The 13,788-nt window shown below is 31.7% G+C and carries 14 protein-coding genes, 7 tRNA genes and 2 rRNA genes; 21 read left to right on the top strand and 2 right to left on the bottom strand.

What is annotated here, in order from left to right:
• The 11 genes from LGK97_RS19095 to LGK97_RS19045 form a co-directional block, all read left to right on the top strand.
• Nucleotides 1-99: ribosomal RNA gene (locus tag LGK97_RS19095) — 23S ribosomal RNA — on the top strand; the annotation flags it as partial.
• 178 nt (nt 100-277) lie between these two features.
• A 5S ribosomal RNA gene (gene rrf / locus LGK97_RS19090) occupies nt 278-394 on the top strand.
• A 51-nt stretch (nt 395-445) separates the two neighbouring features.
• Nucleotides 446-520, top strand: a tRNA-Glu gene (locus LGK97_RS19085).
• A gap of 5 nt (nt 521-525) precedes the next feature.
• Nucleotides 526-610: transfer RNA gene (locus tag LGK97_RS19080), tRNA-Leu, on the top strand.
• A gap of 7 nt (nt 611-617) precedes the next feature.
• Nucleotides 618-691: transfer RNA gene (locus LGK97_RS19075), tRNA-Gly, on the top strand.
• A 12-nt stretch (nt 692-703) separates the two neighbouring features.
• Nucleotides 704-780 (top strand) — tRNA-Arg (locus LGK97_RS19070).
• 7 nt (nt 781-787) lie between these two features.
• Nucleotides 788-862, top strand: a tRNA-Gln gene (locus tag LGK97_RS19065).
• 4 nt (nt 863-866) lie between these two features.
• Nucleotides 867-942: transfer RNA gene (locus LGK97_RS19060), tRNA-Lys, on the top strand.
• 10 nt (nt 943-952) lie between these two features.
• Nucleotides 953-1,027 (top strand) — tRNA-Glu (locus tag LGK97_RS19055).
• Nucleotides 1,028-1,185: 158 nt separating this feature from the next.
• Nucleotides 1,186-1,878 (top strand): DNA/RNA nuclease SfsA, encoded by a 693-nt coding sequence (gene sfsA, locus LGK97_RS19050; RefSeq protein WP_226261824.1) that lies wholly within the window; start codon nt 1,186-1,188, stop codon nt 1,876-1,878.
• Between the two features lie 84 nt (nt 1,879-1,962).
• A complete protein-coding gene (locus LGK97_RS19045) occupies nt 1,963-2,499 on the top strand; it encodes an NAD(+) diphosphatase (protein WP_226261822.1) in 537 nt (178 codons plus the stop codon).
• Nucleotides 2,500-2,620: 121 nt separating this feature from the next.
• On the opposite strand, the gene LGK97_RS19040 is transcribed toward LGK97_RS19045, so the two are convergent.
• Complete coding sequence (locus LGK97_RS19040; protein ID WP_226261820.1) at nt 2,621-2,965, bottom strand: hypothetical protein; 345 nt, start codon at nt 2,963-2,965, stop codon at nt 2,621-2,623.
• 2 nt (nt 2,966-2,967) lie between these two features.
• A complete protein-coding gene (locus tag LGK97_RS19035; RefSeq protein ID WP_226261818.1) occupies nt 2,968-4,209 on the bottom strand; it encodes a DUF1576 domain-containing protein in 1,242 nt (413 codons plus the stop codon).
• Nucleotides 4,210-4,446: 237 nt separating this feature from the next.
• Here LGK97_RS19035 and LGK97_RS19030 point away from each other — a divergent pair, with 237 nt between their 5' ends.
• From LGK97_RS19030 to LGK97_RS18985, 10 genes are all read left to right on the top strand, one after another.
• Nucleotides 4,447-5,160: a hydrolase gene (locus LGK97_RS19030; protein ID WP_226261816.1), complete on the top strand. Its 714-nt coding sequence runs from the start codon at nt 4,447-4,449 to the stop codon at nt 5,158-5,160.
• Nucleotides 5,161-5,222: 62 nt separating this feature from the next.
• Complete coding sequence (locus LGK97_RS19025) at nt 5,223-5,384, top strand: hypothetical protein (RefSeq protein WP_226261813.1); 162 nt, start codon at nt 5,223-5,225, stop codon at nt 5,382-5,384.
• A 175-nt stretch (nt 5,385-5,559) separates the two neighbouring features.
• Nucleotides 5,560-5,748: a hypothetical protein gene (locus LGK97_RS19020; RefSeq protein ID WP_226261811.1), complete on the top strand. Its 189-nt coding sequence runs from the start codon at nt 5,560-5,562 to the stop codon at nt 5,746-5,748.
• A gap of 298 nt (nt 5,749-6,046) precedes the next feature.
• Nucleotides 6,047-7,120, top strand: coding sequence for a pyridoxal-phosphate-dependent aminotransferase family protein (locus LGK97_RS19015; RefSeq protein WP_226261804.1), 1,074 nt, complete (start codon nt 6,047-6,049; stop codon nt 7,118-7,120).
• Between the two features lie 130 nt (nt 7,121-7,250).
• Entirely contained in the window at nt 7,251-8,162 is a 912-nt protein-coding gene (locus tag LGK97_RS19010) for a D-2-hydroxyacid dehydrogenase (RefSeq protein WP_226261802.1), read from the top strand.
• 26 nt (nt 8,163-8,188) lie between these two features.
• Nucleotides 8,189-9,433, top strand: coding sequence for a DUF1015 domain-containing protein (locus LGK97_RS19005; RefSeq protein ID WP_226261800.1), 1,245 nt, complete (start codon nt 8,189-8,191; stop codon nt 9,431-9,433).
• Between the two features lie 120 nt (nt 9,434-9,553).
• The gene (locus LGK97_RS19000; protein WP_226261799.1) at nt 9,554-10,114 is read left to right on the top strand and encodes a DUF1003 domain-containing protein; all 561 of its coding nucleotides are present in this window, start codon (nt 9,554-9,556) and stop codon (nt 10,112-10,114) included.
• A 144-nt stretch (nt 10,115-10,258) separates the two neighbouring features.
• Nucleotides 10,259-11,020: a ThiF family adenylyltransferase gene (locus LGK97_RS18995; RefSeq protein WP_226261797.1), complete on the top strand. Its 762-nt coding sequence runs from the start codon at nt 10,259-10,261 to the stop codon at nt 11,018-11,020.
• Nucleotides 11,021-11,094: 74 nt separating this feature from the next.
• Nucleotides 11,095-12,285, top strand: coding sequence for an MFS transporter (locus tag LGK97_RS18990; RefSeq protein ID WP_226261795.1), 1,191 nt, complete (start codon nt 11,095-11,097; stop codon nt 12,283-12,285).
• Complete coding sequence (locus tag LGK97_RS18985; protein ID WP_226261793.1) at nt 12,272-13,216, top strand: GNAT family N-acetyltransferase; 945 nt, start codon at nt 12,272-12,274, stop codon at nt 13,214-13,216. Before LGK97_RS18990 ends, LGK97_RS18985 begins: the two co-directional genes overlap by 14 nt.
• Nucleotides 13,217-13,788 lie beyond the last annotated feature (572 nt).

The following is a 13,788-nucleotide window of genomic DNA, read 5'->3' as shown; positions in this document are numbered from 1 at the left end:
GAGTAAGACTCCTGGAAGAACACCAGGTTGATAGGTTAGAGGTGTAAGCATGGTAACATGTTCAGCTGACTAATACTAATAAGTCGAGGGCTTGACCTTAATTAAATAAAATAAGCGATATCTTCGCAAGAAGAAACATTCACTGTGCAATTTTGAGAGAATATTTTCTGTAAAGAAAATAAATCTTCTCTGTAAAGAGATGATAATGAGAGTATATTTATACATAGTATCCGTAGTCAACGACGGTAGATTCTCAATATTATTTCTAAAGAATAAATCTGGTGATTATGGCATGAAGGTAACACCCCTTCCCATACCGAACAGGTCGGTTAAGCTTCAATGCGCCAATGGTACTGCAGGGGTAGCCTTGTGGGAGAGTAGGTTGTCGCCAGGTCAATATTAAAATATTAAGATGTTAACATCTTAGTATTTTAATATTTTATAAGGCTCCTTGGTCAAGCGGTCAAGACACCACCCTTTCACGGTGGTATCAGGGGTTCGATTCCCCTAGGAGTCACCATTTATGCAGGTGTGGCGGAATTGGCAGACGCACTAGACTTAGGATCTAGCGCCTTACGGTGTATGGGTTCGACTCCCTTCACCTGCACCATCTTTAAGCGGGTATTACTTAATGGTAGAGTGCTAGCCTTCCAAGCTAGTTACGAGGGTTCGATTCCCTCTACCCGCTCCATTTTATTGTTATGCGTTTTTAGCTCAGTTGGATAGAGCAACGCCCTTCTAAGGCGTGGGCCAGGGGTTCGAATCCCTTAAGACGCACCATAGGTATTGGGATGTCGCCAAGCGGTAAGGCACCAGACTTTGACTCTGGCATTCGTAGGTTCAAATCCTGCCTTCCCAGCCAATACGGTTTACTAGCTCAGTTGGTAGAGCACATGACTTTTAATCATGGTGTCCGGGGTTCGATTCCCCGGTAAGCCACCAAACAAAATAAGGCTCCTTGGTCAAGCGGTCAAGACACCACCCTTTCACGGTGGTATCAGGGGTTCGATTCCCCTAGGAGTCACCATACAAAAGTCCTTGCGAAAGCAAGGGCTTTTTTGTTATTATTATCTTTTCATTTATAAAATAATAATCAACATTTCCACATAAAACTTTATATTTACTGTGGATAATGTTGATAACTTTTGCAAAGTAGTGTATATTTAAAAAAATGGAGATGAAGTTATGTTTATAAATAAAAGAATTTTTGCTGCGGAATTTATAAGTAGACCAAATAGATTTCAAGCTTATATAAAACTTAATGGCGAGGAAATTATGGTTCATGTACCTAATACTGGAAGATGTAGGGAGATATTAATTGCTGAATCTAAAGTTTTATTAAGAGAAGAACTTAACCCTACTAGGAAAACATTATATGATTTATTTGCAGTATTTAAAGGTGATAAAATAATTAATATAGATTCACAAATCCCTAACAAAGTTGTTGAAGAAGCCTTAAACGATAAGAAGATAAAAAGCTTAGCTAAGTATAATATAATACAAAGAGAAAAGACCTTTGGTAACAGCAGGTTTGATTTCAAGTTATCTAATGATATGGGAGAAGAGTATTATCTTGAAGTAAAGGGCGTAACGCTTGAGATAGATGGTAAATCTAAGTTTCCAGATGCACCTACGCAGAGGGGTACAAAACACTTACTAGAACTTGTAGAGGCTAAGAGGTTAGGGTTTGGAGCTGGAGTTATGTTTCTTATTCAAATGAACGGAATAAGTGAGTTTTCACCTAATGATGATATGGATGTGGAATTTGGTGAAGCATTAAGATTAGCTTATAAGAGTGGAGTTGATGTCTTTGCTTATGAATGTGAGGTTGGTGAAGATTTTATAACTTTAAGTAAATCAGTTGAGATTATGTTATAATTTTTACATTATTTAAGATATGTATTGATAGTTTTTTTAAAATAAGTAATAATTAAATTACGAATATATATAGGGGGAGAAATTTTGAAATTTAAATATTGTCCACAATGTGGAGGAGAACTAATAGAAAAGTATAGTTGGGATGAAGGCGGAGTTCCATATTGTCCTGTGGATAATATTATGTATTTTGATACACCGAAGCCTTGTGTAGTAGTTGCAGTTATGAAGGGCAAGGAAATTTTACTTCTTAAGCAAAGCTATATTTTTAAGAATTCAAAAGTATTAGTATCTGGGTACGTAACTAATGGAGAAACTGTTGAAGAAACTGTATATAGGGAAGTCAAAGAGGAAACAGGGATAAGTGTTAACGATATAAAGTATTTGGGAAGTGAGTATTTGGCTTCTAAAGAAATTATAATGCTAACGTTTATGGCAAGGTATGTTGAAGGGGAAATAAATAAATCATCTGAGGTTGAATGGGCTCAGTGGGGAAATATAGATGATGCCCTTTGTGAAATGAGCGAAGATGAGATAGGTAAAAGGGTTGTGAGAAAATTATTAAAAGAGATTGGATATAATGAAGAAAATGCGTATAGGTGTGATATAGAAACTAATTATTGAGATATTAAAATCTTAAGTGGAATTATAAACCAAGGTTCTAGAAGATTTAAAAATAAATTTTTATTAAGCCTTCTAGAGCCTGATAAATAAAAAGTTAAACAACGCAACTATTAAAGTTTATTTATGGTATTCTAGTCAAGGTTAATTCTAGATACTTGCCTTCTACATAATTTATGTGAGCTTCATCAATCATCATGCCTACAAGGGTAAGCTCTGTATCTGTATCGTTATCCCCTGTAAGATTCCAATAGTATTCTTCCATTTCATGAAGTCTTTGTACGTTTAGTGATTTTTTTAAAAACTCTAGGTTTTCACTGGACATAAAAGATATATATGCTTTTATAAATATAATTACCTTTTCATCCTCTTTATTTATGTCGATATGAACATTATATGAGCCATGGTTATAGAAATAACTCAATAATTCAGTTACTATTTTTATATTTCTTTGATTTGTATGTTTCAATATTATTTTAGCTCCCTTCTAAATGCTGTAATAATCGGTACAAGGATTATACACACTACGCCTCCTGCAAAACCGTTACTGTATAAATTTAAGCCACCATGAAGATAACCAAGGTTCATCGCTAAGCAAATCTGTAAAAAGCCAGCAATTGCACCGTAAATCCATCCAAACTGACCGGCAATAGGAGCTAATGTTGAACTAAATAATATGCCAAGAACCATCCCAGGTGAAGTTATGGGCCAAATATTTAATAGTGATGATAGCATTGCGCCGATCATAACAGGAAATACATTTCGAAGATGTTTTCCAAATGCACCAAAACCAACAATGGTTAATATTCCACCTATAGTAGGACCATTAAGGTCTCCTCCGATTATAAGTACCAGTATAGTAGCGTATATACCTAGGATACCCATATTTATTATAGTGGCACCCCGCCCAAATATAAGGTAATAATCACTTACTAATCTACCAGGCTGTTTATAAATCTTAAATAAGCCCTTAAAACTTTTATCATTTTCTAGGTATCCAATTAATATCATTAGTAAGAATAAAGAAATTAATATTATAGAAAACAATAGATTATTGCCTGTAGACCAAAGTAATCTACTTTCAAAATTTATACCAAAAGCTCTTAATAAAGACATAAGTAACGTAGCAAGGAGTCCAGCTGCGAAACCTATGTTATAAAGATTATAACCTTGATGAAGTTTTAGACAATAAGCTGCCATTGGGGGAAGAATAAAACCAATAAAGGTACTTATTAATAATCCTACAATTATATCTCCATCAAAAGGCAGATGACCTAATAATGCTAGTTGGTTAACGGTAGGGGATAAGGTTGTCCCAAATAACGCTATTAGAACATAATTTATAAATCTTTCCTTTTGATAACTAGAATATAACCATACACCAAATATTATGGGCCAAATATTTATAATGTTTTTGCCGAAAAGAGAGAAACCAGCCATTGTAAATAGTAAAGCTATAGTGGATCCATTTGGTTTTATTCCAACGCACACAAGTAGAGTTATAGAGGCTAAAATTACTAAAGACATATTAATAAAAGCTGCACCAATACCTGCAAGTTCTATGTAATCCGTTATTAGTATATTAGGTTCAAAAAGTATCTTTTTTAAACCTAAGAAGATTTGCATAGGCGTATCCATGATAAATGCCAAGGTTATGAAAAGTAAAGAAAAGCAAATAAACATATAATAAGTAGAATGGATTTTTCTTTGCATCAAAGACCTCCTTTATAATTAAAATTAAACTATATATATATAGTTTATATTAAATATCAAGGAGATACTAGTACAAATTTATTAATATAAGTAACATGGGTAGAAATAAATAACTATTTTAAGTATAATTAAGATATGAGTATTGATAAAAAATTAGGGGTACCATAGATATTATGCTAGTTTTAATATGGCAGCGCCGCAGGTGATGATTTAATCAATAAAAAGGAGACAGATGAAATGAAAAATAATATAGAAAATAAAAGTTTAAATAAAAAGGTACCTGAAATAAAGGGGACCTTAAGAAGTCATATGATTGAGCTACCAACTATAATAAGGGAAGCTAGTGGTATTATAATATTTGGAAAGAGATTAAAGTCATTTGTTTTTACTACTGATGTAGCAGTAATGAGAAATACAAATGCAGATGCAGTTATTGCTGTATATCCGTTTACACCTCAACCAATAATAACAGAAGCGTTGCTGCTTGCAGCAGATGTGCCAGTATTTTGTGGCGTTGGAGGAGGGATTACTAGCGGAAGAAGAGTGATAAATTTAGCATTAGATGCTGAGTTTAAGGGAGCTATGGGAATAGTTGTTAATAGTCCAATTTCTAATGAAGTTATAAGAAAAATAAGAGAGACTGTAGATATTCCAATAATAGTTACAGTTATATCTGAATTTGAGGATATAGAAGCAAGAATAGAGGCTGGAGCAACAATACTTAATGTCTCAGGGGCTAAAAGAACGGCTTATATAGTTAAAAAGATAAGAGAAAAACATCCTGACTTCCCTATAATTGCAACAGGAGGCCCTAATGAAGATAGTATACTAGAAACTATAAAAGCGGGGGCTAATGCAATTACATATACGCCACCGATAGTGGCTGATATTTTAAATGAGATAATGATTAAGTACAGAATGAATTATGAGACAGAGAGTGAAGAAGAGTAGTATAGCATGTATTAATAATAACTATTTATAAAATAACTTAAGTTGAAGTGGTAGGTGATGAAATGGCTGTAGGTGGAGATAACTGTGAGAAATGTCCTGAAGCTTTAACAAAGAAGTGTGATGGTAATGTTTCAGACTGTATGTGTAAAAGATGTCCAAGAAATTTAGGACAGTGTTTAACTACAAGATATTGTAGGGAAACTGAATCAATAATAAACGATTAATATGGAAGCTACTAGAACATTTTATGTTTTAGTAGCTTTATCTAATTCATATAAAAACGTAAAGGTAGTTTTTAAGTTATATATTATACAAAATTGAGAATTGAAAACTTAAATAAAAGGAAGACTAAAACTAATATTTTAAATTGAAATATAAATTGGAATATAGGAGGAAAAGATGGTTTCAGATGACGTAAAAATGAGAGTAGCTCAAAATTGTCATAAATATAGGTCTATAAATGATCTAGAATTGATAAATATGATTACTTATGAGGCCGAAAGTTGTAACAGTTGCATTAATTATATAAGGGAAAGATGCACAGAGGGATTATTTGATGAAATCAGGGAAATAATAAGATTAAGTTGATTTGTATGATAAAGTTTTATCAAGTCTGGATCAAGGATAAAGAAAATACTAGATTGTTAATATTTTAAAGTGACATCTAAATAGTAATTTTGTGAAATATGTGGGATATATGTTATAATAAGATATACTTTTATATAATTAATGTAGATTATATGTTAAAGTTATTGGAATATTTATGTCTATGATATTGAGAAATTTATATTTAAGTGTTAGAATAGGAATGAAAACGATTATAAGACTTCAAGACAAATCGTAAACGAATAAAAAATGGCAGAGGCCAAAACTTGGAGGTTCAATTATGCATAAAAGATTATTTATACCAGGACCAGTAGAGGTAGCAGAAGATGTACTTTTAAAAATGGCTACTCCTCAAATATCACATAGGGGCAAAGAAGCTTCAGCGCTACAAAGAAACATAAGCGATAAAATGAGAAAAGTGTTTAACACTAAAGAAGAGATATTACTTTCAACTAGTTCAGGAAGTGGATTAATGGAAGGTGCTGTTCGTTCATGTACAGCAAAAAGAGCAGCAGTATTCTCAGTAGGAGCATTTGGAAACAGATGGTTTGATATGTGTACAGCTAACGGAGTTCCAGCAGATAAATTTGAATCTGAGTGGGGCACACCAACAACTCCAGAAATGCTTGAAGAAGTATTATCAACTGGAAAGTATGACTTAATAACTATTACTATGAATGAGACTTCAACAGGACTTATGAATGACATGGATGCTCTTTCAGCTGTTTATAAAAAATATCCAGAAGTTGTTGTATGCGTAGATGCTGTAAGTAACGCTGGTGGAACAGAAATAAAAGCAGATGAATGGGCTATAGATATTTGTATAACATCAACTCAAAAATGTTTAGGATTACCTGCAGGAATGGCTATATGTTCATTCTCAACTAAAGCAGTAGAAAGAGCTAAACAAGTTACAAACAGAGGAATGTATTTCGATTTATTAGAGATGTATGATTACATACAAAAGAAAGATTATCAATATCCATCTACACCATCATTATCTCACATGTTTGCTTTAGATTATCAATTAGATAAGATGATGGCAGAAGGATTAGACAATAGATATGCAAGACATATTGCTGGTGCAAAACTTGTTCGTGAATGGGCTACAAAATACTTTGAAGTATTACCAGAAGAAAAATATATGTCAAACACATTAACTAACATTAAAAACACAAGAGAAATTAATGTTTCTGACTTAAATAAGAAATTGGCTGAAAAAGGCTTTATGATTTCTAATGGTTACGGAAAGTTAAAAGATAAGACATTTAGAATAGCTCATATGGCTGAAACTACACCACAAGAAATTGAAGAAATACTAGCAATAATAACTGAAATATTAGGACTTGAATAATTAACAATTAAAATTAAGAATGAAAGATTACATTTAATCTTTCATTCTTAATTTAACTTTTAGTAATCATTAAAATAATACAATTAGTTTAAGATCCACTAAAATGGATTAATTAAAGAGGAGGATTATTATGATTAGAGTATTAGTTACAGATGGTATGGAGAAAAGCGGGATTGAAGATTTAAAAGCTAAAGGGTTTGAAGTTGTTGAACAATTTTATGAGCCAGAAGTTTTAGGTGAGGAATTAAAAGCATTTGATGTAGTTGTAGTTAGATCTGCAACAAAGATTACAAGAGCAATAATTGATAAAGCTGATGAAGAAGGAAGATTAAAACTTGTTATTCGTGGCGGAGTTGGAGTAGACAACATTGATGTAGCTTATGCTATGGAAAAAGGTATAAAAGTTTCTAACACTCCAAACGCAAGTAGTGCTTCTGTAGCTGAACTTGCAATTGCTCATATGTTTGCATTATCAAGATTTATCAATATATCTAATGTGTCTATGAGACAAGGTAAATGGGATAAGAAGAAGTATGAAGGCGTAGAAATTGGAGGAAAAACTTTAGGCTTAATTGGGTTTGGAAGAATATCAAGAGAACTTGCTAAAAAAGCATCTGCTCTTGGAATGACAGTTATATATACAGATATAATAGGAAAAGCAGCTGATTGTGAAGAGAATGAATTCTGTGACCTAAACAATGTTTTAAGAAGAGCAGATTATGTTTCATTACATATACCTTTCTTCAAAGAGCAAGGTGCTACTATAGGAAAAGATCAAATAGCTATGATGAAAGATGGAGCGTACCTAATTAACTGTGCTAGAGGTGGAGTTGTTGATGAAACTGCTTTATTAGAAGCTTTAGACAGTGGAAAACTCGCAGGAGCTGGAATCGACGTATTTGTTGAAGAGCCAACTAAAAACGAAGCACTAGTTAATCATCCAAAAGTTTCTGTAACACCACACATTGGTGCTGCAACAAAAGAAGCTCAAACAAGAATCGGTACTGAAATAGTAAGTATTATTTGTGATTTCTTCAAATAAATCAATTAAAATCGGGAGGAATAATTATGGCAGTAGTAAGACCTTTTAAGGCATTTAGACCACAAGTAGATTTAGTTCAGAAAGTAGCAGCTCTTCCTTATGATGTTATGAATAGTGAAGAGGCAAGAGAAATGGTAAAGGGAAACCCTTATTCATTTTTACATGTTGATAAGCCAGAAGTAGATTTAGAGCCAGGAATAGACCTTCATAGTGAGCAAGTATATTCAAAGGCTAGAGAAAATCTTCAAAAAATGATTAGTGATAAAATATATCTACAAGAGGATAAGCCTTGTATGTATATTTACAGACAAATAATGAATGGAAGACCTCAAACTGGTATAGTTGCATGTGCTTCAATTGATGATTATATGAATGATATAATCAAAAAGCATGAGTTAACGAGAGCAGATAAAGAGCTTGATAGAATCAATCACGTTGATTATACAAACTCAAATACAGGACCAATATTCCTAACATACAGACATAAAGATGAAATAGATAGTATAGTAAAGAATTGGACAGAAACTAAAACTCCAGTATATGATTTTAAATCAGAAGACGGAGTATCACAAATTGTTTGGGTTATAGATCAAGAAGAAATTATAAGTAAGCTATCAGCTATATTTGCTGAAACAGATTATTTATATATAGCTGATGGACATCACAGATCAGCTTCAGCTTGTAAAGTTGGACTAATGAGAAGAAAAGAAAACCCATCATACACTGGTGATGAGGAATTCAATTACTTCCTATCAGTTATATTCCCAGACAATGATTTATATGTAATGGATTATAACAGAGTAGTTGCAGATTTAAACGGAAACTCTTCTGAAGAGTTTATGAATAAAGTTGCTGAAAAATTTGATGTAACTCCTTATGCAGGTGCAGGACAATTTAAACCTGAAGATCAAAGAACATACGGAATGTTCTTAGATAAAAAGTGGTATAAATTAGCTGCTAAAGAAGGCACTTTTGATATGAAAGATCCAGTAGAAAGACTTGACGTATCAATACTTCAAAAGAATCTATTAGAGCCTATTTTAGGAATTGATGATCCAAGAACAAATAGCAGAATCGATTTCGTAGGCGGAATTAGAGGACTTGGAGAACTTGAAAGAAGAGTTAATGAAGGCATGAAAGTTGCATTTTCTATGTGCGCTACAACTATGGACGATTTAATGGATATAGCAAACGCAGGTCAAATAATGCCTCCAAAATCAACTTGGTTTGAGCCAAAGCTTCAAAGTGGAATATTTGTTCACGAATTATAATTTTTGTCCTAGGTAGGAAAAAGGGAAGTAGGGTTGGATCACTATCCAGCACCTCTTCCTTTTTTTAAGTTTATAACAAAAATATTATAAAAAAAAGTAATGAAATAGGAGCGGTTATTTATGGATGATAAAGATGTAATGAGAAATAGCAAAGAGGAGCTAATACGAGAAATATTAGAAAAAGATAAGGATCTAGATGGATGTAATATTGATGAAGAATTACTCCATGAACTTATTAGTGGTAAGATTTCAAAAAATGTAAATAATGCACATGATGAAAACCTAACATTAGGGCAAAGGACTGCTGATAAAATAGCTATGTTTGGTGGTAGTTGGACATTTATAATAAGTTTTGGTGTGGTGCTAGCAATTTGGATTATATTGAATGCTATTATTCTAAGTAGTAAAGCATTTGATTCATATCCATTTGTATTTTTAAATCTAATATTATCTTGTCTTGCTGCTATACAAGCCCCGGTAATTATGATGTCGCAAAATCGTCAAACAGAAAAAGATAGATTAACAGCTGCAAATGACTACCTTATTAATTTAAAATCTGAGATTATAATAGAAGACTTGCACTATAAGATTGATTTGTTAATGGAAAATCAGGAAGAGCATAAGAAGAATCAAGAAATATTATTAAAGACAATAGAAGAATTGAAAAATAAGATTAGTTAAATTTAAATGCTTGTTAAATTGATTACTTTATGTCAAAATAATTATAATTAATGGTTATAATATAAAGATACTAAAATATTGATTTATCTTATGAATATATTCATATATTTATAAAAATACATATTACAAAGGAGAAATAAGTATATGGCACAACATGCATTATCAAGAACAGAGTTACTTATAGGTAAAGAAGGTTTAGATAAGTTAAGTCAAAGTAAAGTTGTAGTTTTCGGAATAGGTGGAGTTGGAAGTTATACAGTTGAAGCACTAGTAAGAGCTGGTGTCGGGAAGCTTGTATTAATTGATGACGATACATTATGTTTAACTAATATAAACAGGCAGATACATGCTACATTTAAAACCGTAGGTAAAAGCAAGGTTTTAGTAATGAAGGATAGAATACTTGAAATTAATCCTAAATGCGAAGTTATCACTCATGAAACATTTGTAACAGCAGAGAATATGGCAGAGATAATTACAGAAGATACAGATTATGTTGTAGATGCAATTGATACAGTAACTTCAAAGTTAGCTTTAGTAGAATATTGTAGGGATCATAACATAGATATTATATGTAGTATGGGTACAGGGAATAAATTGGATCCAACTTTATTTAGAGTTGCAGATATCTATGATACGAAGATATGTCCTCTTGCAAAAGTTATGAGACATGAACTTAGGAAGAGAAATATTGAAAGCCTTAAGGTTGTTTATTCAGAGGAAATTCCAACGAAACCAAAGCTTGATGAAGTTATAACATGTAAGGAAGGTTGTATATGTACAGGTGGTTCAAAAAAATGTGCTATTAAAAGACAAATCCCAGGCAGCATATCTTTTGTTCCTCCAGTGGCAGGTATGATACTTGGTGGAGAAGTGATTAAGGATTTAATTAAAAAGAATATCTAAGATTATGGTATGGAAGTAGGAAATAATGAAGATTAATGAGCACCTATCTGTTTAGGGGTTTAGGGGGGGATTAATTGAAAAACAAGAACAATTACGTAGTTATAGCTTTTATATTTATGTTAATGATACTAAATGCAATGGCTGAAAATACTAGGGGCATATTTATACCATCTTTTAAATCAGATTTTAGTATAGACAATACTGGTATAGGCGTAATGCTCTTTATTGGTTCCTTAGCATATATATTATTTTCTTATATAGGTGGAATACTTTGTGAAAAGATAGGGCAAAAACGAGTTATTATGTTAGGGGTCAGTTTTATGATTCTTTCGCTGATATTATTATCAGTGGTAGGTAGCTATGTGGGATTTATAACAGGTATGTTTATTATGAATATAGGATTATCGCTTATAAGTATATCAATAAATACAATAGTACCTGTATTACTTATAAGTTATCAAGCAATTCTTATGAACATAATCCATTTTTGTTACGGTGTAGGTGGGGCATCAGGTCAAGCAATAGGTGGAAAACTTATGTCTATAGGTTTTACCTGGAGAAATATATATATGGGAATATCGGGTTTATTCTTAGTAATACTTATTCTATTTTCTTTTATAAAGATGCCCCATACTCATAAATACAGCGAGGGTAATAAAGTAAGTATTTTAAGTGTGTTAAAGAATAAGGTGGTATTTTTTTATGTATTTGCATTAGGATTTTATGTATTTTCTGAAATTGCAACAACAAGTTGGTTGGTGAATTATATAAAAGATAACTATAAATATGATAGTAGTAAGAGTGCTTTTTATAGTGTTATGTTTTTAGTGATATTTAGCATAGGAAGGTTATTGGGAGGATTTGTAGTTGAAAAGTTAGGTTCATTAAAAACAATTATGGGTTCTTTAATAATTGCAGTAAGTTTGTTCACTTTAGGGTTAGTTATTGGAGAAAAAGGGCTTATAGTAATATCTAGTTCAGGTTTCTTTTTTGCCATAGCATTTCCAACTCTAGTGCTTACAATAAGCAAGGTGTTTAAAGAAAATACTTCTTATATAACAGGAGTTATAATTACATTAACTTCGTCAGTTAGTATGATACTTAATTTAGTAATAGGCAAATTAAACGATAAAATTGGTACTTACTTTGCATTTTACATGATACCCATAAGTCTAATAATATCAATCATTTTTATATATCTTATTTATATAAACACAAAAGGACATTTCATTGTAGATAGAGAGGTTAATAATGAACAAGGGTAAATATGTAAATATAGAAGCTGTAAAGGGAAATGAGCGAGAGTATATAATAAAGGATAAAACTTGCATTACACTTGGAAGGATATTCATAGTGGAGCTAGACAAACAGAACAAGTTTTGTCAGTTTAGATTGAAATTTCATAAAGATGCCAATGAGAGTTATGAGTTTCTAAAAGACGCACTAAAACTTATATTGAGTATACTATTCAAAAACATGAGCATAAACAAGGTGAATGTTATGGCTAATGAAAGTATAAATATAAGTGCGTTTACTGACCTAGGTTTTGACCTAGAAGGTATTATTTCAGATAGTATAATAAATAAAACCGAATATCAATCAGAATTTATGTTTGGTATAAATAGTTTTGATTTTAATAGAGGGTTAATGGAAAAGGATCTTAGTATTAAAGGCAACAATATTAAAATTCGGGTATTAACTCCAAGTGATGCTGAGGAAGTTTTAGATTTCTACTTAAGAAATAAGGAATTCTTAAGATGCTTTGAACCTTCTAGGGAGGAGATATTTTATACATTAAATATGCAAAAGCGCACTTTAACAGAGAGTTATAAGCAATTTCTAAATGCTACTGGTGTTAATTTCGGAATATATAAGGAAGATAGGCTTATTGGTAAGATAAAAATCTCTAATATAGTCATGGGTGTGTTTAGAAATGCTTTTATAGGTTACTCCATGGATGAAAAAGAGCAAAGTAAAGGATATATGAAGGAAGCGGTAAACCTTGCTGTAGAATATGCCTTTGAGGAATTAGAATTACATAGGATAGAAGCGACTACTTTAATGGATAATGAAAAATCACAAAGAGTTTTAAAAAAATGTGGATTTAAAGAACTTGGTATAAGTGAAAAGTATTTATATATAAACGGTGAATGGAGAGACCATGTAGTTTTCTATAAGACGAAAGTAATTAAGTAATCTAGTATAATTAGAAATTTAATATGAAATAAAGAATCAATCAGTTATATATTCTTATAAATTCAAATATTTAGTTTGAGTTTATAAGAAAATCTATGTATACGAGTCCTAGTGTATCAATACGAGAAATACGTAGGAAAAGTGAGGAAATGAGATTACTGTGAACTTCTGTTGAAGTAAGTACAATATAGAATAAAATATAGATAAATGATTATGATAAGATATTACATGTTGCTGCAAGTGAGCAGTGGCAAAGCAATCATAGTCACAGAGAATTTAATTAAAAAGATTAATAAACTGTTGACAAATAGATAAATAGCTGATAAAATAGTAGAAGTCGTCACATGATGACAAAATAAATTGGTCTTTGAAAATTAAACAGAGAAATAGGTAAAGAAACAAAATAATATTTTGTTAAACCAGTTAATTACTTTAGCAAAAAAGTAATTCTTAGTTGCAAGACTAAGAGAATTGTAATGAGCTTGCTAACCAACCTAACAGTTGGCGCAGATTATAACATTTCAAATTAAAAAGTGTAAACTTTTAAATTGAGAGTTTGATCCTGGCTCAGG

Origin of the sequence: Clostridium sp. CS001 (genome assembly GCF_020443565.1) — a bacterium.
GTDB lineage: Bacteria > Bacillota > Clostridia > Clostridiales > Clostridiaceae > Clostridium_AD.
This window is presented reverse-complemented; position numbering and strand designations above follow the sequence as displayed.

What these genes read in the sequence shown, in the direction of transcription:
- sfsA (WP_226261824.1), top strand. Translation starts at nt 1,186, where the DNA reads ATGTTTATAAATAAAAGAATTTTTGCTGCGGAATTTATAAGTAGACCA.
- LGK97_RS19030 (WP_226261816.1), top strand. Translation starts at nt 4,447, where the DNA reads ATGAAAAATAATATAGAAAATAAAAGTTTAAATAAAAAGGTACCTGAA.
- LGK97_RS19025 (WP_226261813.1), top strand. Translation starts at nt 5,223, where the DNA reads ATGGCTGTAGGTGGAGATAACTGTGAGAAATGTCCTGAAGCTTTAACA.
- LGK97_RS19035 (WP_226261818.1), bottom strand. Translation starts at nt 4,209, where the DNA reads ATGCAAAGAAAAATCCATTCTACTTATTATATGTTTATTTGCTTTTCT.
- LGK97_RS19005 (WP_226261800.1), top strand. Translation starts at nt 8,189, where the DNA reads ATGGCAGTAGTAAGACCTTTTAAGGCATTTAGACCACAAGTAGATTTA.
- LGK97_RS18985 (WP_226261793.1), top strand. Translation starts at nt 12,272, where the DNA reads ATGAACAAGGGTAAATATGTAAATATAGAAGCTGTAAAGGGAAATGAG.
- LGK97_RS19020 (WP_226261811.1), top strand. Translation starts at nt 5,560, where the DNA reads ATGGTTTCAGATGACGTAAAAATGAGAGTAGCTCAAAATTGTCATAAA.
- LGK97_RS19010 (WP_226261802.1), top strand. Translation starts at nt 7,251, where the DNA reads ATGATTAGAGTATTAGTTACAGATGGTATGGAGAAAAGCGGGATTGAA.
- LGK97_RS18995 (WP_226261797.1), top strand. Translation starts at nt 10,259, where the DNA reads ATGGCACAACATGCATTATCAAGAACAGAGTTACTTATAGGTAAAGAA.
- LGK97_RS19015 (WP_226261804.1), top strand. Translation starts at nt 6,047, where the DNA reads ATGCATAAAAGATTATTTATACCAGGACCAGTAGAGGTAGCAGAAGAT.
- LGK97_RS19000 (WP_226261799.1), top strand. Translation starts at nt 9,554, where the DNA reads ATGGATGATAAAGATGTAATGAGAAATAGCAAAGAGGAGCTAATACGA.